The following is a 22361-nucleotide window of genomic DNA, read 5'->3' on the forward strand; positions in this document are numbered from 1 at the left end:
TGCTGGTCGTCGGATGCGGACAGGTTGGTGGAGTGTTGGCAGGGCTTCTCGGTGTCCACGGAACCGGTGTGGTGGTGGTCGACCTGCGCCATATGACGACAGCAACAGGTTGTTTAGTCAGCTCGCGTCGGCCGTCAACCCCGCCTGCCGATTTGCCTCTGCCTTCAGCACTCCGGATGCTTGAAGCACCTCGCTGATGGCAAGACGTAGCCGCGAAGCGAGCACCTTCCCGCAGAACCCAATATCCTCGGCGCTTGCTTGGTTGACTTCCTCGATGGCCTGCTGTGCCCGTGCGCGCGCAAGGTCGGGCTCTCGGCCGGCGAGGAAGTCGCGATGCAGCAGCCTCACCGCCTGGCTGAGGTGCTCGATCGACGCTGGAAGGCTGGCCGGTATCGGCTCACGCTGCCGTAGCGTCGATACGACCCAATGCGACATCTCTCGGCTGTTGGAATAGGCGTATTGGAGGTGCTGGGAGGCATGCTGGTAGCGGCGCAGAATTCCTAATCGTCGCCACCGCCAGGGTGAGAGAACCGCGATCTCCGCCGCCGCAGCGACCATCTCGACCGTCTTGTTTCTCTCCTCCTCTGCCGCAACCAAGCGCTGCGAGGCGCCCTCGGCCTGTCGAACGTCACGCTGCTCCAATGCCTGAGCGGCAGCCGTGAGACTACGTGCGAAGACATCCAGCGTCGGGCCGGCAGAGCGATTGACGACGCGGACGGGGTTGGCCGGAATGATCAGCAGCGCCACGGCGATCGCGGTCGTCCCTCCGATCAGCCCGTTGACGGTCCGCGCCACAGCCAGCTGTGAATGTTCCGCAGACAGCGTTCCCAGCAGCAAGGCGGTGCTTCCTGCATGCACCATGACGGCGCCGCTCCCGTGGATCAACGCTGCCGACGAGATCGCAAACGCCACGATCAAGGCGGTTTGTACAGGTCCCGTCCCGATGATCTGGAGGATCAACTGTCCGATCAGCACCCCGACAATCACCCCGGCGATAAGTTCCGCCGCTCGCCTGATCCGATTGCCAAGAGCCGCTGCGATCGTGCCGATCGCGGCGGCAGGCGCAAACAACGGCTGCGGATTGTGCAGCACGTCGCGCGCGATGAACCAGGACAGACCGACCGCTGCACCCGCTTGAACCGCGATAATGAGGTAGGTGCGAAGCCGCTCGTAAGCCCCCCGGCTTTCTCGCCACACCATCTCCTCTCCCAGACCCCGATCTCGGCTACGCACGTTCAACCTCCGAGGAGCAACGGAGGCGCGGGGTCATGTCTGCGGTCACCGCTCGGGGTGGTGGTCCTGCGAGGTGTGGCCGGGCACGCTGATGCAGCGCTGGCCTGGTAGCGACTTGCGCATGGGGTAGGCCCGGAATTCCGGGCCCTCGGGGCACGGATGCCCCAGCTCACAGACCGCCTGGCTGATTTCGTGGGCCGCTGGAGTGCTTCTTGGTCCGAGGCCACGGCTCCATTCTCCTGGATCCCAGTCGCCTGGTCCCGGCATCAACGGAATGGATCTGGTAAGGAAGCCCGTGCAGTCAACCGAACCTTGACACGGGTTCTCGCGCTGCCCGCGATGGGACCGTGGTGTGCGACAAGGCCGGGGACGGGATGCGGCGCGTGCACCTCCGGGCGGGCCAGTGGCCTGCCGGCAATAGCCGGCCGGCCCGAGAGGTCGCAGAGGCTCCGGGGTCAAGGGCGGCCCGCAGGGGCCGCCGTACAGCGACTCCCCCGTGACCCTGCATGGGCGGCCCCGCACACTCCACGCCGCATCCCCGCGACGGCCGGTGGTGACTCGCGCTACGACGCTACGGCCGCCGCGCCCCGGCTGGCTGCCGGCCCACCGGTTTGCCACCCCGCCGGCCTGTCATTCTCCGGCGGCCCCGGGTTCCCCGGGCTTGCGCGCCAAGCCGCCGGGCACAGGCGGGGCGCAGCGGCCCCGGAGCGCGAGCCCGGCTGTCGAACTCACCGCAGCCGCGGTGACCCGCTAGGTGCGGCAAGTCGTTAGGCGATGCCGGGTGGTTGAAGGGTCGGTACTGGGGTTTCCCGCCGGACCATGTGCGCGGGTTTCCCGCCTGGACCATGTGCGCGGGTCGGCGCCGGAGTGTCGAGGATCACTTCGGGCGGGGCTGCAGTCACTCAACCATATGAAGAGGTCTTCAATTGCCTAATTGCTAGTCATGCTGGGAGGGCGTGTGGCGCTACCGCTGTACGAGAGAAAAGCGGAGTTCTTCCGCACGCTCGGGCATCCGGTGCGTATCCGGGTACTGGAGCTGCTTGGCGATGGGCCGATGCCGGTGCGGGATCTGCTGGCTGAGGTGGAGATCGAGGCGTCAAGCCTGTCTCAGCAGCTGTCGGTGCTGCGCCGGGCCGGGATCGTGACGTCCCGGCGGGACGGGTCGGCGGTCATCTACGCACTCGCAGGCCCGGACGTGGCCGATCTGATGCGGGCGGCCCGACGCTTCCTCACCGAGATGCTGACAGGTCAGGCTGAGCTGCTTGAGACGCTCCGCGAGGACCAGGACAACGCCGACGACCCGTCGCTCCCGGTGCCGCGGTGAGCGCCGCCGCCCTCGCCCGCTCAACCTGGCGCCGGGTGGCTGTCCTGCTGCCGACGAAGGCGGATGTCGCCGCGATGCGTCGGCAGCCCCGCCGCGACCTCATTGCTGGGCTCACGGTTGCGGTGGTCGCGCTGCCCTTGGCGCTGGGGTTCGGGGTGTCCTCCGGCCTGGGGGCGGCCGCCGGCCTGGCGACCGCCATCGTGGCCGGGATCCTCGCGGCACTGTTCGGCGGGTCCAATCTGCAGGTGTCTGGGCCTACCGGCGCGATGACGGTGGTGCTGGTGCCGATCGTGGCGACCTACGGACCCGGAGGTGTGCTCACCGTCGGTGTGCTGGCGGGCGTGATTCTGCTGGCTCTGGCCCTGCTCCGCGCCGGCCGATACGTGCGTTACGTGCCGGCTCCGGTGGTGGAGGGCTTCACCGTGGGAATCGCTGCGGTGATCTTCCTGCAACAGGTTCCCGCAGCGTTGGGGGTGCCGAACCCGGACGGCGAGAAGGTCGCCGCGGTGGCCTGGCGAGCGCTGGTCGAGTTCGCCAGCCACCCGAACTGGCCCGCGCTGATATTGGCGCTCGGGGTGGCGGCGGCGATGCTGGCCGGTGCGCGTTGGCGCCCCACGGTGCCGTTCTCGCTGATCGCGGTGGCCACGGCCACCGTACTCGGGCAACTGTTGTCGCTCAATGTCACCCGCATCGGTGTCCTGCCGGCCACCCTTCCCGTTCCCTCGCTGGGTTTTCTGGACCTGGCCGCGGTGCCGACGTTGTTCAGCTCGGCGTTGGCGGTCGCTGCCCTGGCTGCGTTGGAGAGCCTGCTGTCGGCGACCGTCGCCGACGGCATGACCGTCAACCAGCGCCACGACCCGGATCGGGAACTGTTCGGTCAGGGAGTGGCGAACTTGGTGACCCCGCTTTTCGGCGGTGTACCGGCGACGGCGGCGATCGCCCGCACCGCAGTCAACGTCCGCTCCGGAGCCCAGTCGCGGCTCGCCTCGCTGACCCACGCGATTGCCCTGGCGGTGATCATCTTGGTGGCCGCCCCGCTGGTGGCCTACATTCCGCTCGCCGCGCTGGCCGGGGTGCTGCTGGCCACGGCTGTGCGCATGGTCGAGGTGGGTTCGCTGGCCGCGCTGGCCCGCTCGACCCGCTCTGACGCTCTCATCATGGCTCTGACCGCGATCGCCACCCTCGCCCTGGACCTGATCGCCGCGGTGGGAATCGGCCTCGTCCTCGCTGCCGCCCTGGCCATCCGCAAGATCGCGCGTGCGGCTCGGCTGGAGGAGGTCCCGCTCGACATCACCGATCATCACGTCGAGGAGGCCGCCCTGCTCCGCGAGCACATCGTGGCCTACCGCTTCGACGGGCCGCTGTTCTTCGCCGCCGCCCACCGGTTCCTGCTCGAACTGTCCCAGGTGGCGGACGTGCGGGTGATCATCTTGCGCATGTCAAGGGTGTCGACGATCGACGGCACCGGCGCGCTCGTGCTGCGCGACGCGATCGAACGTCTCGAACACCGTGGCATCACGGTATACGTCTCCGGCGTCCCAGCGGGACACGAGAAGACCCTCGACGCGGTCGGCGTGCTCGACCGACTCCGCGCCGCAGACCGCGTTTTTCCCGGTACGCCAGAGGCGATCGCCGCAGCCCGAGCCCATCTGCATCACACCGGCGTCCTGGCCACCGCGCAGCGGAACGTACTCGACCCGCCCGGACGATCATGACGGCGGCGTTACCGCAGCTAGGAAGGCGGACATGGCGATGGAACCGGCCCGACGTGCGGCGTGGGACACCTATCTGACGTTGCGCGTCGGCCTGCTACCCGACCTTGACACGCTACCGGTGGGCGACCGAAGGGTCGCGGCGAAGCTGGCCGGGCTCGCGGTCCGCATCCACTGGCATGCCCCGCTGTGGGCCGACTACGGCAAAAGGCTCATCACCGTGGTCAGTCGTGCCCGCGAACTGCAGCGCGTCGGCGACCGTGCCGGCCTCACCGCCATGCTGCGGATCATGCTCCTGTGGCTGTTCAGACTCTCCCGAGGCGCAGTCCGGCTGCCGGGCGCCCAGCAATAGCCGACTGGGGTGTGGCGTTGGAAGCTTCTCCCTGCGCAGGTGGCCGCTGGAGACGACGCCGACGGACGGGCACGCCCCGGCATCCGGAGCGGGTGTGCGGCGAGATCAACCACCGATGGGTACGTCGGCCAGGTGGCGCCACAAGTCGCGGATGCTGCCGTATTCCTGGTCGGGCAGCCGCTGTAGCACCGCGATCACCTGCGGCCGGGCATGGCTGCTCGCGGCTGCGGCGAGCAGCTCAGCACGGCCGGCGCGGCCGGCGTCGAACGCCGTAGCGATGTGGCTGGCGAGTTCGGTGCGGGTGACTGAGAGCACGACTTCTCCTCGTTGATTGCCGGCCGCCCATCGGCGCCGAAGGGATGGTTGCCAACGCGAGGTAGTTCCGTTGCGGTAAGGCGGCATGGCCCGCCGTACGAGAGAAGGATCGGCGGGCCATGCCGGGTCAGCGCGCCGCTACGGCGCGGCGAGGTAACGGTGCACGGGGAGTCCGTTCCGCCTGACAGGGGTTGCGGGCGGAACGGACTCGGAGCTTTGCCATGAGCGGGGTCACCAGTCACGCCTTCACAGCATTGGCTTCTTGGCGCTCTGATGACTTGCTAACTTTAGCAAGTCATGAGATTCGTTTGGGTCGAAGGGTGGCCGGACCGGGAACTGGCTTACGCCGCACCGGTCCGGATGACCGACGCCTGGACGTCGCGGATCGCCGAGGAGTAGGCGGCGTCACCGGATGGATGCCAATAGTGGAGGCCCGGCACGGCTGCAACGGCGGCCGGACCAGTTGGGGGCCACGGGCGGAGCGCGGAACGAAAGCCAACGAGTTGACCCGGGCGCGGCTGGCGAGGTGACCGGGCGGCGTAACCGGGTGGCGGTGGTGACCGATGGCACGGCGGTGCTGGGCCTGGGTGATGTGGGGCCGGCGGCGGCATTGGCGGTGATGGAGGGCAAGGCGGCCCTATTCGTCCACCTGGCCGGGATTGACGCGGTCCCGGTCTGCCTGGGCACCAAGCACCCGGACGAGTTCGTGGCGGCGGTGCGGGCTCTGGCCCCCTCGTTCGGGGGGATCGACCTGGAGGCGATTGCCGCGCCGGCCTGTTTCGAGGTGGAGCGGCGGCTGCAGGAGGCGCTGGACATTCCGGTGTTCCACGACGACCAGCACGGCACAGCGATCGTGGTCCTGGCCGCGCTGCGCAACGCATTGCGGGTGGTGGGCAAGCGTGTGGAGTCGGCGCGGCTGGTCGTGGTCGGGGCCGGCCCGGCGGGTACGGCGACGGCGAAGTTGCTGGTGGCGGGCGGCGCCACCGATGTGGTGGTGGTGGTCCGGGGCGGGGTGCTGCACCGCGACGACATGCCCTGGTTGCCGCCGCACGAGGCACGGCTGGCCGAATTGACCAACCGGCGACGGGTCCGTGGCGGGCTGGCCGATGCCCTAGCGGGGGCGGACGCGGTGGTGGGATTGTCTCGGGCGGGGGTGCTAACCCGGGCATTGGTGGCGTCGATGGGCGAGGCGCCGGTGGTGTTCGCGTTGGCCGCCCCGGAGCCGGAGATTCGTCCTGAGCTGGTGAGTGACATCGCCGCAGTGGTAGCCACTGGGCACGGCGACTACCCGAACCGGGTCGACAACGCGCTGGCGTTCCCGGGCGTGTTCCGGGGTGCGTTGGATGCGCGGGCGCCGCGGATCACAATGCCGATGCGGCTGGCCGCCGCTGATGTGCTGGCCGGGCTGGTGCCGCGGGAGGCGCTGTCGACCACCCGGCTGCTACCCGAGGTGCTCGACGAACAGGTGGCGCCCACGGTGGCCGGGGCGGTGGCGGCGGTCGCGGCCGAGCGGCGGCGCCGTGTCGCTCCGGCGGCCGGTGGCGTGCTCCGGCAGGACACGGCTCGTAACGTATCCCCGCAGGAAGGGGTGGGCCCGTGAGCACGCCGTTGTATCAGGCTAAAGCTGAGTTTTTCAAGATTTTGGGGCATCCGGCGCGGATCCGGACCCTCGAACTCCTCGCCGAACGGGAGCACGCGGTCTCGGAGCTGCTGCCGCAGGTGGGTATCGAGGCGGCGCACCTGTCGCAGCAACTGGCGGTGCTACGCCGGGCGAACCTGGTGGTGACCCGCCGAGATGGTTCGACCGTGTACTACTCGCTGGTCAGCCCGCACGTAGCCGAGTTGCTGGCGGTGGCGCGGCGGATCCTGACCGAGGTGTTGACCAGTCAGGCCGAACTGCTGGGTGACCTGCGTGCCGCGACCGAGCGCGCTGAACCCTCGTGAACAAGCGGTCAAGGTCGGCAGCACGGTGGCCCTCATGAGCAGGAGCCGATGGCGTCGATGATCGGAGCGGACATTGGGGCTGATCGGCAAAATCCGCAGCGTAGGTCGGCCGGCCGAACCCGCGCCCGAGGCCCCGATGGGGCCGCTGCCGGCTCAGCCTGGTGTATGACCTCGAGCGGCATGGGGTACGGCTGGTGGCCTCGCTGCCGCACGCTGACGTGTTGACCGGTGTCCGACGTGATGGCGGTGGACGTGCAGGTGCCGGGCTGCCCGCCGGAACCCGCTGCGATCGTGTCCGCCCTGCGCGGCTCGACGGGCCGGTGAACCAGACTGCCGCCGCCGAGGGTTGGACGCTCGGGGAGGGGCTGCCGCCCGGCGGGAACTCTTCGTGCACCCGGCCCGGCTCGGGAAGCGCGCCCCCTCTCCGGGAGGGCGTCCCGCCGTCCCTCGTGGCCGTAGAGAACTCTCCGCCGGGAGGGAGCCCTCCTTCCATGCCTACGCGCGCCGGCCGAAGGGCAGGACGACGATGCCGTCGTCGTCGCTGTGAACCTCGGCGCCGGGATTGAAGGTGCAGTTTCCGAACGCCACCGGCACATTCCGCTCGCCGGCCCCGGTCTTGGCGCTCTTGCGGGGGTTGGAGCCGAGCGCCTTGATGCCGATCGGAAGGGCGCGCAGGGCGGCGACATCGCGGACGGCACCGTTGATCACCACACCCGCCCAGCCGTTCTCCGCCGCCATACCGGCGATCACGTCGCCCATCAGAGCCGTGTGCACGGACCCGCCACCGTCCACCACCAGCACCCGCCCCTCACCCGGTGCGGAGACGACCGACTTCAGCAGGGCGTTGTCCTCAAAGCAGCGCACGGTGACCGCCGGTCCGCTGAAGGCGTGGATTCCACCGAACTGGCGCAGCTGCGTGTCGCACGAGCCGAGTTCGTCCATGTACCGGTCGTAAAGGTCTGCGGTGGGGGCCTGCATGGTTCGTCCTTCTTCCACTTTGGGTGTCGGATCCAGGGACGGTGACGGGCGTAGTCCGGTGGCGGTGACGGCCGCTGGGTGCGGTTTGAGGCTGGCACAGGGATTCCCTTCCGCTCCGGCTGGTTCAGGAAAGGGTCCCCGCGGACGGCAGAAAGCGTCGCACTTAGTCAACCTTGACGGCGAGAACCGGGCAGCGGGCGCCGAGCAGGATCTCCTGCGCGGTGGAGCCCATGATCATCTTGCCCACCGGCGTCCGGTGCCGGATCCCGATCACCACCAGCGACACGTCCTCGGACTCGGCCAGCTCGAGGATCTCATCGGCCGCGTCACGGCCCCGCACCAACTGCCGGACGCTGTGCCGCACGCCCAGCCCGGTCAACTCCCGGCGGACACGTTCGAGGTCGTGGTCCTGAGCGAACCGCGGGTCGACGTACGCTTCCCCACGCGAGGTGTTGACCACGAGCACCGGCTCATCGCGGAACCGGGCCTGCTCAACCGCCGCGCACAGGACCGCCTCGCCCAACGCCGACGGCACGTACCCCACAAGCACGGTCATCCGGTCACCAACCTTTCCCGAAGCGGTCGTACGAGGAACCGGCCGAGCAGCGGCCAGAGCAGCACCACCAGCACGGTGGCGTAGATCAGCCAGGACACCCAGCCACCGAGCAGCCCGGAGAGCTCGCCACCGGAGAGCTGCAGCGCCCGCCGGCCCTGAAGTTCCGCCCGGGGGCCGAGGATCACCCCGACGATCAGCGGCAGGATCGGCAGCCCGAAGCGCCGCATCCCGAACCCGATCAGGCCGAGGGTGAGCAACAGGAACAGGTCGAACGGCTGGGCGTTGACCGCGTACGCGCCCATCGAGGCGAAGAAGATGATCCCGGCGTAGAGATACGGCCGCGGAACCCGCAGCAGCCGGGCCCAGGCGGGCGCGAGTGGCAGGTTGAGCACGAGCAACAGCAGGTTGCCGACAAAGAGGCTGGCGATCAGGGTCCAGACCAGGCCGGACTCCCGTTCGAAGAGCAGCGGGCCGGGCTGGATGCCGTACTGCTGAAAGGCCGCCAGCATGACCGCGGCCGTGGCGTTGGTCGGCAGGCCGATCGCCAGCATGGGCACCAGCGTTCCGGCGGCGGAGGCATTGTTTGCCGCCTCCGGCCCGGCGACACCCTCGATCGCGCCCTTGCCGAACTCCTCCGGGTGCTTCGACAGCTTCTTTTCGGTCGCGTACGACAGGAAGGTCGGGATCTCCGCCCCGCCCGCCGGCAGCGCCCCGAACGGGAACCCATACGCGGTGCCGCGCAGCCAGGGCTTCCAGGACCGCTTCCAGTCCTGCCGGCCCATCCAGGGGCGACCCACCGGGATCACCTCGGCGGCCTTGCGCCGCAGGTGCGCGGCGATCCAGAGCGCCTCGCCGACGGCGAAGATGCCCACCGCGACCACCACCACGTCGATACCGTCGGCGAGTTGCGGGATGCCGAAGGTGAGGCGCTGCTGGCCGGTCTGGTCGATCCCGATCACGCCGATGACCAGGCCGATCAGCAGCGAGGCGAAGCCACGCACCCGGGACGCGCCGAGAACCGCGGTCACCGCCACGAACGAGAGCAGCATCAGTGCGAAGTAGTCCGGCGCGCCGAGGCTGATCGCGAATGCCACCACCGGTGGGGTGACCACGACCAGCAGCAGGGTGGCGATGGTGCCGGCGACGAAGGAGCCGATCGCGGCGGTGGCCAGTGCCTGCGCGGCCCGACCCGCCTTCGCCATCTTGTTGCCCTCGATCGCGGTCACCACTGAGGACGACTCGCCGGGGGTGTTCAGCAGGATCGAGGTGGTCGAGCCGCCGTACATGCCGCCGTAGAAGATGCCGGCGAACATGATGAACGCCTGCGTCGGCTCCATCCCGTAGGTGACCGGCAGCAGCAGCGCGACCGTCATCGCCGGGCCGATGCCGGGCAGCACACCGACGGCGGTGCCGATGGTCACGCCGAGCAGCGCGATCAGCAGGTTCATCGGGGTCAGCACATTGGCGAACCCGTCGAGCAGGTGGCCGAAATTGTCCATCAGAGGATTCCCTGCAGGACGCCGGCGGGCAGGTTGACGCCCAGCCCGATGGCGAACGTGTAGAAGGTGATCAGCGACAGGGCGACGGCGATCAGCAGGTTGCGGATGTAGTGCCGGTTGCCCAGCGCGAACGCCGAACCCCAGAACAGCAGGGTGCCGCTGATCACCCATCCGAGCCGGTCGATCAGCACCGCGTTGACCAGGAAGGCGCCGATCAGCAGGAGAACCGTCCGCCAGTCGATCGGGCTGCTCAGGTCGACGTCCTCGCCGGCTTCGGGCTCACCCGCGCCGCCGCGCGCCACGTCCACTGCGTAGATCGCGGCGACCACCAGCAGCAGTGCGCCGAGCAGGATCGGCACCGGCTTCGGCCCGATTGGGTCGGCGCTGCTGATCGCGTGCCCGATCCGCATCGCGTCGACGATGACCAGTGCGCCGACCACGGCGAGGAATGCGCAGACGCCGTACTGCGCCGGGTCCGGCTTCGCTGTCCGAGGCGCGCCGTCCGGCGCATCCGCAACCGGCGGCCGGTCGTCGGCCGCTGTTGGCCGCGCCACCGGGGGCAGGTCCGGCGTACGCTCCGCGGCCGTCTCGGTCTCCGTCGTGGGGGGCATCGGATCGGCGGCCCCCGCGGTCGGCTGTGCCGGGATCGGCGGTACGACGGGAGCGGTCGCCCCCGGCGCCGCCGGGCGGGGCGGCGGGTCGCCGCCCCGGTCCGGTCGGGTCGTCATGCCGGTCACGCCAGCCCGAGCTGCTTGAGCAGGTCGGCCACGGACGCGTCCTGGTCGGTGAGGAAGGTGGCGAAGGCGTCACCGGTCACGAAGGCGTCGTTCCAGCCTCGCTTGGCCAGCTCGGCCTTCCACTCCGCGGACTCGTGCATCTTCGTCAGCGCATCGATCCAGACCTTCTTGTCGCCGTCACTGATGCCGGGCGGGGCGACGATGCCGCGCCAGTTCGTGAAGACCAGGTCGATCCCGGACGCCTTGAGGGTCGGCACCTCTTTGAGCGCCTCAATCGGCTCCTCGCTGGTCACCGCGAGGACCCGGAGCTGGCCCGCCTCGACCTGGTCGAGGAACTCGCCGAAGCCGCTGGCGCCGAAGGCCACCTTGCCGCCGAGCACCGCCGGCAGCAGTTCGCCGCCGCCGTCGTACGAGACGAAGTTGACCTGGCGCGGGTCGATGCCGACCGTCTTGGCGAGCTGCATGGGCAGCAGGTGGTCCGGCCCGCCTGGCGAGGAGCCGCCGCCGACGGCAATCTTCTTCGGGTCCTTCTTCCAGGCGGTGACCAGATCGCCGATCGTCTTGTACGGCGAATCCTTCGGCACCACGATGGCACCGGCTTCCTCGATCATCTTGGCCAGCGGGGTCGTCTGGGTGAGCGTCGCGGACGACTTGGAGGTATAGGAGGCACCGACCACGCCCAACCCCATCTGCATGGCGAGCTTGCCGTTGCCCTTCTCGTTCACCATCCGCTGGAGGCCAACGGTGCCGCCCGCGCCGGGCAGGTTGAACACCTGCACGCCGGTGGCGATCTTCGCGTCCTCCATCACCTTGGCGGCGGTGCGGGCCGTGGTGTCGTACCCGCCGCCGGGGGTGTTCGGCACCATGATCCGCAGGCCGGCCACCGGCTTCCCGTCATCGCCGGACCCGCCCTCGTCTTGTCCGGCGGTGGCGCCGCAGGCACCCAGCGCCAGCGCCGTCGCGGCGGCGACACCCATGACCAGCATGTTTCTCCGAGTTGCCATCATGTTTCTCTTCCGTTTCGAAGGAGTCCGGCGGCAAGATGATGGCCTCCTGGCGGACTCCGTGTCTGCCTTCTGTCACCAGCGGAAATTGAGGTCTTTGTGGTCGCGATCACGCCCCGACGCCGCACCCTGGCCGGGCAGCTGCTGGTCCTCCAGCTCGCGATCATCGTCGTGGTGCTGCTGGCCGTCGCCGCCGTGTCCCTGGCCCAGTCGGCAGCGACCTTCAACCGGGTGGAGGGCCGCCGCGTCGCCGCCCTCGGCGAGCAGCTCGCCGGCAACCGGCTTCTGCGCGACCGCCTCACCCAGCCGGCACCAGCGGAGACGATCGCGCCGCTGGTGCAGAACGTGCTGACCCAGGCCGGCGTGACCACGGTCAGCGTCGCCGACGCCCGCGGCCGGGTGGTCAGCTCCACCAACCCCACCCTGGTGGGCACCGCGGTAGTGCTAGGCGATCCCCGAGTAACCGACGGCCGTAGCTGGTTCGGCGAGCTGGAGGTCGACCGATCGCGGGAACTGGTGGCCCAGGTTCCGGTACTCGACGACCGCAAGGAAAACCTCGGCCGCTACCTGGGTGCCGTGGTGATCGGTGAGGCCTCGCCGACGTGGTCGCAGCGAATGGTCGGCGCCTCCTCGTACCTCTTGACCTATCTCGGCATCGCCAGCGCTCTCGGGGTGGTCGGGTCCTGGCTGCTGGCCCGGCGGATCAAGCGGCAGACCCTGGGCCTGGAGCCGCGGGAGATCGCCGGGCTGGCGGAGCACCGAGAGGCGTTGCTGCACGGCATCGCCGAGGGAGTCATCGCGCTGGACCCGCAACTGCGGGTCACCCTGGTGAACGCCGTCGGGCGGCGGCTGCTCGATTTGCCCGAGCAGTGCCTCGGGCTCAGCCTCGCCGACCTGCGCATCTCCGGCCGACTGCGGGATGTGCTGGCCGGCACCGGCGACGGTCCGGAGGCCCGCGACGAGGTCGTCGTCCGCGCCGGCCGGGTGCTGGTGATGAACCGGATGACGGTCAACAAGGACGGTCGCCGGCTCGGTTCGGTGACCACGCTGCGGGACCGCACCGAGCTGGCCCGGCTGGAACGGGAGATCGGGTCGTTCCGCAGCACCGCGGAGCTGCTCCGCGCGCAGACCCACGAGTTCGCCAATCAGTTGCACACCATCTCCGGGCTGATCCAGATCGGCGAACACGACGAGGTGGTCCGGTACGTGGACGCGCTGAGCCGGCACCGGGCGTCGCTCGACCTGACCGTGACCAGCCGGATCCACGACACCGCGGTCGCCGCGCTGCTGATGGCGAAGTCCGCGGTGGCCGCCGAGCGTCGCGTGGAGCTGCGGGTCTCCGAACGGACCAGCCTGGACCGGATGGAGCCGGAGATCACCGCGGACGTCGCCACGGTGCTGGGCAACCTGGTCGACAACGCCGTGGACGCCGTCGTCGACGGCCGGGACGCCGGCCCGGCCGCCGGCGGCACCGGCGCAGCGGACGGATCGGCCTGGGTGGAGGTTGAGCTGCGCCAGGACGCCTCGTCCGTGGAGATCATCGTCCGGGACTCGGGGCCGGGGATCGCCCCGGAGCTGGCTCAGGAAGTCTTCACCCAAGGCTTCACCACGAAGGCGGCGCAAGGCGGCGAGCGCGGTATCGGGCTGGCGCTCACTCGGCTGGTCTGCAACCGGCGCGGCGGGGAGATCACGGTGACGAACACCGAGGAGGGCGCGATGTTCACCGCACGGATGTCGGTGGCCACCATCCTGGAGGGAGTTCGTTGATCGACGTCCTGGTCGTCGACGATGACTTCATGGTCGCCCGGATCCACCGGGGGTTCGTCGAGCGGATGGACGGCTTCCGGGTCGTCGGCACCGCGGGCACCGGCGAGCAGGCCGTCGCCGCTGTCGACGAGTTCCGGCCCGACCTGGTGCTGCTCGACCTCTACCTGCCGGACATGTTCGGCCTCGACGTGGTGACCCGGCTGCGCGCCGCCCAGCACGACTGCGACATCCTGGTGATCAGCGCCGCCCGGGAGGCCGAGGCGATCCGCCGGGCGGTCCGCTACGGCGCGGTCAACTATCTGCTCAAGCCCTTCGGGTTCGACGAGCTGCGCACCCGGCTGGAGCAGTACGCCGCGCGCCGAAACACGCTGCGTGCGGCGGTGGTCAGCGACCAGGCCGACGTGGACCGGGTGTTGTCCCGTAGCAGCTCGCACGTCACATCCGCCCTGCCCCGGGGCCTTAGCACTGAGACCGCGGAGCTGGTGGAACGCGCACTCCGGGACAACTCCGGCACCCTCTCGGCAGCCGAATGCGGGGACCGGGTGGGAATCTCCCGGGTCAGCGCCCGTCGCTACCTGGAGCACTTCTCGGGTACCGGACGGGCGGCGGTGACCCTGCGCTACGGCGCAGCCGGCCGGCCGGAACGCCGCTACAGCTGGGTCGGGTGACGACTGCTGCGGGCGTGCCAGCGGACCGCCGGCGGGACAGTAGCCGGCTGCTGCCGTGGCTGGAAGAGACTGCACGCCCGGATCTCATGGTGGCCGCCGCAGGCATCACCCTGACGGTTGGCGGATTCCGCCAGCACGATGTCGGCTGTCGGGCGACGATCGCTCCTGTAGGGCCGGCCGTTTGGCTGTGAAGCAGGTCGGGAATCCCGGCCCAGCCTCGACCGGGCCATCACCTCGGTATGGGTCCAGCCGCTCGTTGGCGGGGCGTAGGTCGGCGCTCCGGGTGGACCCGACGGATCACCAGCACGCCCAGGCCCACCAAAACCGCACCGACGCCGGCCCACACTCCGAACGCGAACGCGGTGGAGTGGTCATTTGCCAGCACTCCGAGCGCGGGGCGGGCCACGGCGATGCCAACCCCACCTATGCAGGTCATCACCCCAAAGATCATGGCGCGCACCGCTTGTGGGGTGACTTCATTGGTGAAGACCTCCAGCACCGTCGTGCCCAGGGCGTAACCGAATCCCATCACCGGCAAAAACATGAACGGGCCGAGCCAGATCACCTGACTCGTGGCCACTAGAGCGGCAAGGATGAGGACGAACGCCGTGGTCAGGGCCAACCGCCGGTGCAGTTCGCCCGTGTACCCGGCCACCAACCCACCCAGCACTGAGGCAGCCGCGAACGCCGCATACATCCACCCGGCGACCCGCACGGACATGCCCAGTTCCAGCGCCAACGGCTGGAACAGAATGCGGGCGCTCCACCCGACCAACAGCAGCAGGGCGCCCAGCCACACGGCCCGGCGCACCCTCGCGTCAGCCGCCGCGCCACGAATGTCCGCCATCACCGAGGTGAGCGTGGAGACCACCCTCGGCCCGCTGACTTCCGGCAGCGTGAACGCGAGCACGAGCGCCACTCCAGCCAGGACAGAGGTGACGGCGAACGGCAGCCGCGGATCCACCTCATACAGGTACCCGGCAGTCAGGAGTGAGAGCAGTATGGACACATGGCCGGTGGCCCGGACCAGCCCGAAGGCTTTGGACGGGTTGACGTCGAGTTCGTCGTGGGCGCACAGTTCGTACAGGTAGGTGCTGGCCGCCCCAGATGTCAGCGCCCACAGCACACCCCACAGCACCCATGCCCCGAACAGCAACTGCACGGACTGGATCTGGGTGATCACCGCGAACGTCAGCACTGTCCCACCGGTCAGGGCCAGGTAGGTGCGCCGCCGCCCGATCAGGTCCGCGACCACTCCCACCGGGAACTCGCATACCACCGAGACGAGCCGGAATACCGCGTCGGCAAGCACTGCCGTTGTCAGCGGGAAGCCCAGGTCCAGCAGGTAGATAAGCCAGATCGGGAACCAGAATTGCACCTCGAGCAGGAATTGGGTGGCCGCAAAGGTGCGTATTGAACGGCTGCGAAGCGCTGTCCTCATGAGCCGTTGTCGCGACGGAAGAACAGGTACACCAGCACTAGCAGCACTGAGACCAGTCCAGAGGTAATGAGGATCGCGTCCGCTGGCTGTGCGGCGATCCACTCCATTGCGGAGGACTGGCCCAGGTCGTAGATTGCCGTGCCCGGATCGCTGGCTATCGACCGTCCGAACTCGGTCACCGCCAAGGCCGTGCCGAGGATCGACGTCACACCGATGCCCAACAGGATGAGGTCGGTGAACATCGTCGACCGAGCTGTGCGCCTCGAGGCAAGTTCGGCCAGGCGTCGGTCGCAAATCTCGATCTTGAACCGCACCGGCTGCTCCAGGACGTTCTCGTAGTCCCAGAACTCGAGGATCGCGTCCATCTCCACGCGTACGGCGCGCTTGAGGTATTTCGACAGGTCGCGGCGCTCCATGATGATCAGCTCGGCCCGCTTGCTCAGGCTCATCAGCTGCCCCTTGAGCTGCTCGAGGTCCCAGCGGGAAGCTGGCGCCGCTGAGTCCGCCACGATCTTCGACAGGCGGGTGTCGATGCGGTCCAGAACACCGTAGAACACCTGCGCGTAGCGCAACGCGTCCCACTGGTCCCGGAACGGGTCACCGGGCAACATCCGACCGCCCGCACCAGTTCGATCCATGAAGATGTAGTTCAGCCAGCGCACGAGGTGGTCGAGGTCGCCGTCCAACAATCGGTCCGCCGGGGTCGTCTCGCCGTCTCCGGCCGTCACCACGTCCTTGACCCAGTGCCGCACCACCCTCTCGATACCCGACTCTGACGGGTCCACCACGAGGCTGCGGGTGACCCACAGCGACTCGCCGAACTCCGCCGTCACCGGGTCGCCCGCAGGTGTGGCCGCGACGAGGATCTGCTCGTCGCGGTCGGCCTGGCGCAGTAGGTCGAGCACCGGATTCAAGTATCGCTGAACGGTCTCACGCGCCACCCGCTCACCCATCGTCACCGCGCGGGCCTGGAGGTCGTCGAGGTGGGCCTCGAGGCCGTCGTTGGGCTCGGTAAGCGACCGTTGCACGTCTGCCAGCAACTCCAGCAGCATCAGGCCGTGGTCGTAGAGTCGAAAGCCGATCTCGGTGACCCCAACGTGCAGGGCGTCGATGGCCCCGCCGAACTCGCCCGGCAGGTGCTCCGGGGCCAGCTTGCCGGTGAGGACGTGAAACGTGCGCTCCACTGCGTGGTCGCTGATGGTGCGGTAGAGGTTCAGTGAGCTGGTGGCCCTGGTGTGTTCCAGCACGACGGCTGGGGACGTCCCGGGGCCCTCGTTCACAGAATCGGGGACCAGGAGCTCCAGCAGCTCGTCTACGGCCGGCTGCTGCTTGGCCCAGAACTGGGCGTAAGCCCTGGGATCGCGCAGAGATGCTCCGGGCACGGCGTAATAATCCACCACCACTGGGGCGAGGATCCGCAGCTCGGTCATCGCCCTTCCGCCTCGATTTGCAGGGCACGGGCGTCCACGTAGAGGACGCGGCCCTTCGCCGGGCCATTAGTGACCTTCACCTCGACGAGGATGTTTTCGGAGGGTGTTCCGGCGGAGCCGACGAACTCCTTGGGCCAGGTGAGCACGCGTGCCCGCGTACCTCCCGGGGCAAGCAGCACCAGCTTCCCATCGGCGTTCAGCAGTTCCACCAAACCCGTCTTACCGGACGGGGTCAAGGTAACGTCCCCGACCGCGGACGGCTCGAGCTCCGAGACGATCTCCTCGTACGCCGGGCCCTGACGCATCTTCGCCAGTTCCTTGTTGAACTCCTTCATCACGGAGGTGGCCGCACTAGTGTCCGCCATCATGAAGTGCAGGCCCTGCACCGAGTGCACCAGCGGGCCGCCGTCCTGCAGGTAGGCAAAGTTCCCGGCGTCCCCGGCGAAGGACGGATCGGTCAGCACCGCGTGGCCGGAGAGCAGACCTTCGGCGAGTAGGTCGATCCTGCCATCGGCCAGAGCCCGGAAGCCATCCAACGCTGAGTCGAACTCAACGAAGTCGGTCACCGCCGACTCCAGTTCGTGCCAGTAGTCGTAGCCGGCGATCCTGCCCACCCGCAACGCGCTCAGGTTCGCAGCCGGGGAGATCTGCGGCTTGCCGACACGACGGTCGTAGAACAGGACGTACTCGAAGTCGATGAGTGGATCGGAAATCAGGAAATTGGCGTGCCGCGATCCGCTGCTCACCAGTGGAAACACCCCGACAGCGGAGCCCGAAGCGACCTGTTCCTCGGCAAGGGACCACGACGTGTAGCTGATCTCGGGGGAATACCCAGATCTGTTGAGGACCTCGACGACCAACTTCGTGACCGGTCCACCGTCGGGCAGCTCAGGCCCCACGAACGGAGCCCACGCTCCACTGGAGATCAGCACCGGCCGGGAGGGAGAGACGGGGGAAGAGCGCAGCTTGACGGCCACGATCGCCCCGGACACGACCACCGCCATCGACAGGACCAGGACCATGCCCCAATTCCGTAGCGGTTTCAGCAATGCGGATAGCGTGCGCGAGTGAGGGGACACGGCCGATCATCCTATCCGGACGACGCCGCCAGGGATGCCGGCGCCGATACGCCGTGCACCATCACGTCGCGCAATGTACGCCGCTACGGTCGCCGGGGCTGGACACATACATCCGCGCACACGACGATCCATCCGAAGTGGACGGGCACGTGGCCACCGCGCTCCCGCGGCGACGGGCCGGCGGCGGGTCGGGTGTTGGCCGCGCGCACGGCATGTTTCGCCGCCGCAGTGCCTCGGACGCCAGTGCGGCCACGGCCGATGCGACGACGAGGTGGTCGGCGTGGCCGCCGATCGCCTGTGGGGCGAGGACTAGCTAGATGCCGTTCGTTACACCGCAACAAACGCCACAGAACCGAAGAAACTACTAGACGACGTCACGGTGGAGGACGCCAACAGCAGGCTGGACGGGCCGGAGCCGTTCAGCGTCGTCTACTGCGGCACCACCGAGCAGCCGGAGACGAGCGCGCGCTACCGCCGAGTCCTGGAGCAGGCCGGCTACCAGGTCGACGCGGACCCGCTCGGCGAGAACATGCTCTTGAGAGCCCGTCTTGTGCTGGTTGGACTCCGCGCCCCGGTCGGGATCCCGCCCTGATTCCGGTTACGCCGCCCCGCGTCGCCGTAATATGCACGGCGGTGGCTCAGTGGCCACGGAACGCCTCCTCCAGCCACCACGAGCCGCGCTCGGCGCAGACCTTGGCGTCGACCACCAGCGGCCGGGTACGGGGACCAGCGAGCCAGCGGCGTACCGGCTCGAGATCGTCGACGGTCCGGACGGTCAACCCGTCGCAGCCGTAACCACGGGCGATCGCGGCCAGGTCGGTCTCGGGGAAGGTGACCGTCTCCAACGGGTGCCCGTCCGGGCCGAAGTGGTGCACCTCGGCGCCGTACGCCGCGTCGTCGTAGATCACCACGAGGAGGGGTAGCGCCAGCCGGACGGCGGTGACCAGTTCGGACGCGGACATGACGAAGCCACCGTCGCCGACCGCGGCGACGGTGAGCCGGTCCGGCCGGGCGACCGCCGCGCCGAGCGCACTGGCCAGGCCGAGCCCGATCGACTGGAACGCCTGGGTGAAACAGAAGCCGGCCACGTCCGGCACATCGAGCCACATCGACGGGTAGCCCATGAAGTTGCCGGAGTCGACCACCACCGTCCGGTCGGGCGGCAGCAGGTCGTCCAGGGCGGCCGAGAGCGTCCTCGGGTCGATCGTCGCCGCGCCGGCTCGCGCCGACCCACCCTCGTCCCGGTACGGGACCGCCCGCCACCGGCCGTGGTCGCGAATCCGTTGTGCCAGCTCCGGCGTACGCCAGCCGCCGGCCCCGGCGTCCACAGGCCCCGTGGAGCCGGCGCCCAGCCGACCGAGCACCGCCTCGGCGACCGCCGCTACCTCGCCGGCCACCGTCAGGTCAACCGGGCGGTTCACCCCGAACGCGGCCGGGTCGTGGTCTACCTGGACGACGACGGCGGAGGGCGGGATCAGCTCGCCGTGCCGGGTGGTCCACATGTTCAGCGTGCTGCCCCATGCGACGACCAGGTCCGCCGCGCCGATCAGCTCGGCGGCGAGCGGGGTGGCGAAGCCGCCGGCCACGTCGATGTTCCACGGATTCCCGGCGAACAGTCCCTTCGCCGCGGCCGAGACCGCGAGCAGCGCGCCGCACGCGTCGGCGAGCCGGGTCAGCGGTTCCCGGGCCGCCCGGGCGCCCCGACCCGCGATGAAGACCGGTCGACGTGCGGCCTGGAGCGCGGCCAGCAACGGCTCGACCTGCGGGGCGGTGGCCGGGGTCGGCGCGACCGCAGGGACCGGGCCGGACCATGGTTCGGTCACGGTGTGCTGCACCTCCAACGGGAGGCCCAGCACCACCGTCGCGCCCCGGGCGGCGGCTCGGTACGCCGCGCCCGCGTCCTCGGCCGCGTGCGTCGCGCGTACCCGGTGGAAGTCGGCCCCGACCGAGGTGGCGAGCGCCGGCAGGTCGATGAAGAAGTTCGACCGGGGCGCGGTCGCCTCCGGGGCCAGGACCACCATCGGGGTACGGCTCTTCGCGGCCTCGGTGAGGCCGGTCAGCGCGTTGGTGACGCCCGGACCCTGGTGCACCGAGAGCAGGCCCACCGTCCCGGAGGTGCGGGCGTACCCGTCCGCCATGCTCGCCGCGCCGCCCTCGTGGGCCGCCGCCACGAACCGGGCGCCGGCCGCCACAAGCGCGTTCGTGACATGGAAGTTGCCGCTGCCGACCACCCCGAAGACGTACCGTGCGCCGTGTCCGTACAGAACCCGCCCGACCACCTCGGCTACCCGCATCTGTGGCCCGGTCCTACCGTTCGACCAGCGCGAGGACCCGGCACGGGCTGCCGGACCCGGAGACGATCGGCAGTGGTCCGGCAATCACCACCGCGCCGGTCGCCGGCAACTGCGCCAGGTTACGTAGCTGGGTCAGGCCGTACTTATCCTGGCCGAGCAGGAACGAGTGGCACGGGAACGGCGGGTCGAATGAATGCGCAGCGCCCGCGTCGGTCCCGACCGTCTCCACCCCGACGCCCTGGATCGGCGACTCCTCGGCCAGCCAGCGGGCGCACTCGACGGAGATGCCCGGGGTACGCCCGGCGTTGGCGTACCGCTCCGGGTCGTCGCCGTACGCGTCCCAGCCGGTGCGGTAGAGCAGCCAGCCACCGGTGGGCAGGGCACCGTGTTCCGCCTCCCACACCTTGATGTGCTCGACCTCGAGCAGGAAGTCAGGGTCGTCGGCGGCGTCGGCGGCGTGGTCGATCACCACCGCCGGGGCGATCAACTGGCTCACCGGAACCTGCGACACGTCCGCGCCCTTTTGACCGGTGACCCAGTGCACCGGGGCGTCGAAGTGGGTACCGGTGTGCTCGCCGGTGGAGAAGTTGTTCCAGTACCAGGCCGGACCGCGGTCGTCGTACCGGCTGATCTCGCTGAGCCGGAACGGCCAGGTCTGGCCGAACTGCTCGGGCAGACCCAGGATCGGGGTCTGGTCCGAGAGCGGAGCGGTGAGGTCGACAACCTGGATCCGGCCGCTGGAAAGAGCGGCAACAAACTCCTGCAGCACCGTCATGCGGCGACGGTACACCGCGCCCCCGCTCCACGATGGACCCTCGAACGGGGGCGTGTCAGCGGCGCTGCCCCGTCCCCGCGGCTCGTGGGCCGGGGAGCGGCTCCCGGGCCCCGTCGTGCGGCGCGGTCGTCGTACGCCCCCGGCGGTGGCCGCCCATTCCGGACGGGGGCGGTGGCGACCTGTACCTGTCTCGCCTGTCGTCAGCGAGCCGGGCCGCGTCTGCCCAGCCGCCATCCCACCATCGTCCAACATGCACCCCAAACCAGGAAGAACGGCGACCACAGCAACAGATCCCAGCGCGCGAGGTCGCGAGCCAATGCGGCATGCTCGGCCGGTGGCGGGCGGACCCCGGCCAGCAGCAGCGCGTCGCCGACGAAGCCGAACCCCAGCACCCCGATCGACCGGGCGATCATCAAGACCCCCAGCGTCCAGGCGATCGCGAGTAGCAGACGGCGCGGGAGGGCCACGCCCCCGGGTCGGACGGTGGCTAGCGCAACGATCACGCCGGCCACCGCGGCACCGGCCAGCACCCAATGGCTCGCCACGAACAGCGGATCACGCGCCAGCAGCCGTTCGCGCAGTTGCGGAGGCAGCGGGTCCTTGTCGGCCAGCGCATTGGCCCCCAGCGCCTGCGCGAGCTTCATCGACCCGTAGGTCGCCGCGCACACCGCCGCCCCGTACGCGCCCACCCGCGCCCGATCAGCTGACGACACGTCGTCTCGTCGCCACAGCGTAGGACTGGATCATCGCCAGGAACAGCCCGGTCACAACGACCCCGAGGATCCCGTGGTACCACCGCCAGCCCACACCGATGCCGACGAACCCATCCACGATCATGATCGCTGCGCCGCCGCCGGCGGCAAGTAGCATCCCGACCAGCACCAGCAGCATCAAGATTCTCGGCACCCTGCGCCCCAGCTGCGTGACCGTGGCGACGGCGAGGCATGCACCCATCACGCCGGACGCGGTCGCAAACCACTGTGCTGTGGCCGCATCCATGAAATAACCTTCGGTCTCGGCAGCCGATACGGGCGGGCCGCCCGGAAACCCGAGCCGGGCCTGTAGGGCAAAGGCGGCCTTCCCTGCGGCGTAACCGAGGAACAGCACCGCCATCGCGTAGGCCGGCCAGCGTCGTGGGCGAACAGACTCAACCATGGCTGCGACCGTAGCCGCCACACACCGGGCGCCAACTCCCGCAAGCGAGGGAGGCGCCTACTCCGCAGGAGCGAGCACGGCAGCTCCTCGTGGATCGA

The 22361-nt window shown here is 69.5% G+C and carries 22 protein-coding genes; 8 read left to right on the forward strand and 14 right to left on the reverse strand.

Going from position 1 to position 22361, the window contains the following annotated elements; translation table 11 throughout:
* Positions 1-117: 117 nt before the first annotated feature.
* A complete protein-coding gene (locus OG470_RS30550; RefSeq protein WP_328417869.1) occupies positions 118-1200 on the reverse strand; it encodes an FUSC family protein in 1083 nt (360 codons plus the stop codon).
* 991 nt (positions 1201-2191) lie between these two features.
* On the opposite strand from OG470_RS30550, the gene OG470_RS30555 reads away from it, so the two are divergent.
* The 3 genes from OG470_RS30555 to OG470_RS30565 all read left to right on the forward strand — a co-directional run bounded on the left by OG470_RS30555 (position 2192) and on the right by OG470_RS30565 (position 4621).
* Complete coding sequence (locus tag OG470_RS30555; protein ID WP_328417870.1) at positions 2192-2557, forward strand: ArsR/SmtB family transcription factor; 366 nt, start codon at positions 2192-2194, stop codon at positions 2555-2557.
* Positions 2558-2631: 74 nt separating this feature from the next.
* Positions 2632-4272: a SulP family inorganic anion transporter gene (locus OG470_RS30560; RefSeq protein WP_328426696.1), complete on the forward strand. Its 1641-nt coding sequence runs from the start codon at positions 2632-2634 to the stop codon at positions 4270-4272.
* 31 nt (positions 4273-4303) lie between these two features.
* The gene (locus tag OG470_RS30565) at positions 4304-4621 is read left to right on the forward strand and encodes a hypothetical protein (protein ID WP_328417872.1); all 318 of its coding nucleotides are present in this window, start codon (positions 4304-4306) and stop codon (positions 4619-4621) included.
* Positions 4622-4726: 105 nt separating this feature from the next.
* Here OG470_RS30565 and OG470_RS30570 read toward each other — a convergent pair whose 3' ends face one another.
* Entirely contained in the window at positions 4727-4936 is a 210-nt protein-coding gene (locus OG470_RS30570) for a DUF2795 domain-containing protein (RefSeq protein ID WP_328417874.1), read from the reverse strand.
* A 526-nt stretch (positions 4937-5462) separates the two neighbouring features.
* On the opposite strand from OG470_RS30570, the gene OG470_RS30575 reads away from it, so the two are divergent.
* Complete coding sequence (locus OG470_RS30575) at positions 5463-6536, forward strand: NAD(P)-dependent malic enzyme (RefSeq protein WP_328417876.1); 1074 nt, start codon at positions 5463-5465, stop codon at positions 6534-6536.
* Positions 6533-6880 carry an ArsR/SmtB family transcription factor gene (locus tag OG470_RS30580; protein ID WP_328417878.1) on the forward strand — a complete coding sequence of 116 codons (348 nt, stop codon included), beginning with the start codon at positions 6533-6535 and terminating at the stop codon, positions 6878-6880. Before OG470_RS30575 ends, OG470_RS30580 begins: the two co-directional genes overlap by 4 nt.
* A 495-nt stretch (positions 6881-7375) precedes the next feature.
* Here the strand turns inward: OG470_RS30580 and rraA are convergent, their stop codons facing one another.
* From rraA to OG470_RS30605, 5 genes are all read right to left on the reverse strand, one after another.
* A complete protein-coding gene (gene rraA, locus OG470_RS30585; RefSeq protein ID WP_328417880.1) occupies positions 7376-7858 on the reverse strand; it encodes a ribonuclease E activity regulator RraA in 483 nt (160 codons plus the stop codon).
* Positions 7859-8021: 163 nt separating this feature from the next.
* Positions 8022-8414 (reverse strand): universal stress protein, encoded by a 393-nt coding sequence (locus OG470_RS30590; RefSeq protein WP_328417882.1) that lies wholly within the window; start codon positions 8412-8414, stop codon positions 8022-8024.
* Positions 8411-9913, reverse strand: a complete 1503-nt coding sequence (locus tag OG470_RS30595) for a tripartite tricarboxylate transporter permease (RefSeq protein ID WP_328417884.1) — start codon at positions 9911-9913, stop codon at positions 8411-8413. Before OG470_RS30595 ends, OG470_RS30590 begins: the two co-directional genes overlap by 4 nt.
* Positions 9913-10641, reverse strand: coding sequence for a tripartite tricarboxylate transporter TctB family protein (locus tag OG470_RS30600; RefSeq protein ID WP_328417886.1), 729 nt, complete (start codon positions 10639-10641; stop codon positions 9913-9915). Before OG470_RS30600 ends, OG470_RS30595 begins: the two co-directional genes overlap by 1 nt.
* A 5-nt stretch (positions 10642-10646) precedes the next feature.
* Entirely contained in the window at positions 10647-11654 is a 1008-nt protein-coding gene (locus OG470_RS30605; RefSeq protein ID WP_328417888.1) for a Bug family tripartite tricarboxylate transporter substrate binding protein, read from the reverse strand.
* 99 nt (positions 11655-11753) lie between these two features.
* Here OG470_RS30605 and OG470_RS30610 point away from each other — a divergent pair, with 99 nt between their 5' ends.
* Together OG470_RS30610 and OG470_RS30615 are read left to right on the forward strand one after the other, a co-directional pair.
* Positions 11754-13421, forward strand: a complete 1668-nt coding sequence (locus OG470_RS30610) for a sensor histidine kinase (protein WP_328417890.1) — start codon at positions 11754-11756, stop codon at positions 13419-13421.
* Positions 13418-14089 (forward strand): response regulator, encoded by a 672-nt coding sequence (locus tag OG470_RS30615; RefSeq protein WP_328417892.1) that lies wholly within the window; start codon positions 13418-13420, stop codon positions 14087-14089. Before OG470_RS30610 ends, OG470_RS30615 begins: the two co-directional genes overlap by 4 nt.
* A 229-nt stretch (positions 14090-14318) precedes the next feature.
* Here the strand turns inward: OG470_RS30615 and OG470_RS30620 are convergent, their stop codons facing one another.
* Genes OG470_RS30620 through OG470_RS30630 form a run of 3 tightly spaced genes read right to left on the reverse strand, consistent with a single transcriptional unit; the run spans position 14319 to position 18039 of the window.
* Entirely contained in the window at positions 14319-15530 is a 1212-nt protein-coding gene (locus OG470_RS30620) for an MFS transporter (RefSeq protein WP_328417893.1), read from the reverse strand.
* A complete protein-coding gene (locus tag OG470_RS30625; protein WP_328417895.1) occupies positions 15527-16960 on the reverse strand; it encodes a hypothetical protein in 1434 nt (477 codons plus the stop codon). Before OG470_RS30625 ends, OG470_RS30620 begins: the two co-directional genes overlap by 4 nt.
* On the reverse strand, positions 16957-18039 hold the full coding sequence (locus OG470_RS30630; RefSeq protein ID WP_328417897.1) for a substrate-binding periplasmic protein: 1083 nt from the start codon (positions 18037-18039) through the stop codon (positions 16957-16959). Before OG470_RS30630 ends, OG470_RS30625 begins: the two co-directional genes overlap by 4 nt.
* A 379-nt stretch (positions 18040-18418) precedes the next feature.
* On the opposite strand from OG470_RS30630, the gene OG470_RS30635 reads away from it, so the two are divergent.
* Positions 18419-18631 (forward strand): hypothetical protein, encoded by a 213-nt coding sequence (locus OG470_RS30635; RefSeq protein WP_328417899.1) that lies wholly within the window; start codon positions 18419-18421, stop codon positions 18629-18631.
* A 46-nt stretch (positions 18632-18677) separates the two neighbouring features.
* On the opposite strand, the gene OG470_RS30640 is transcribed toward OG470_RS30635, so the two are convergent.
* The 4 genes from OG470_RS30640 to OG470_RS30655 form a co-directional block, all read right to left on the reverse strand.
* Positions 18678-20333 (reverse strand): thiamine pyrophosphate-binding protein, encoded by a 1656-nt coding sequence (locus OG470_RS30640; protein WP_328417901.1) that lies wholly within the window; start codon positions 20331-20333, stop codon positions 18678-18680.
* A gap of 13 nt (positions 20334-20346) precedes the next feature.
* Positions 20347-21108, reverse strand: coding sequence for a cyclase family protein (locus tag OG470_RS30645; RefSeq protein WP_328417903.1), 762 nt, complete (start codon positions 21106-21108; stop codon positions 20347-20349).
* Between the two features lie 200 nt (positions 21109-21308).
* Complete coding sequence (locus OG470_RS30650; protein WP_328417905.1) at positions 21309-21752, reverse strand: DUF3995 domain-containing protein; 444 nt, start codon at positions 21750-21752, stop codon at positions 21309-21311.
* A 55-nt stretch (positions 21753-21807) separates the two neighbouring features.
* Positions 21808-22263: a hypothetical protein gene (locus OG470_RS30655; protein ID WP_328417906.1), complete on the reverse strand. Its 456-nt coding sequence runs from the start codon at positions 22261-22263 to the stop codon at positions 21808-21810.
* Positions 22264-22361 lie beyond the last annotated feature (98 nt).

This window comes from Micromonospora sp. NBC_00389, from assembly GCF_036059255.1.
Lineage (GTDB): Bacteria > Actinomycetota > Actinomycetes > Mycobacteriales > Micromonosporaceae > Micromonospora.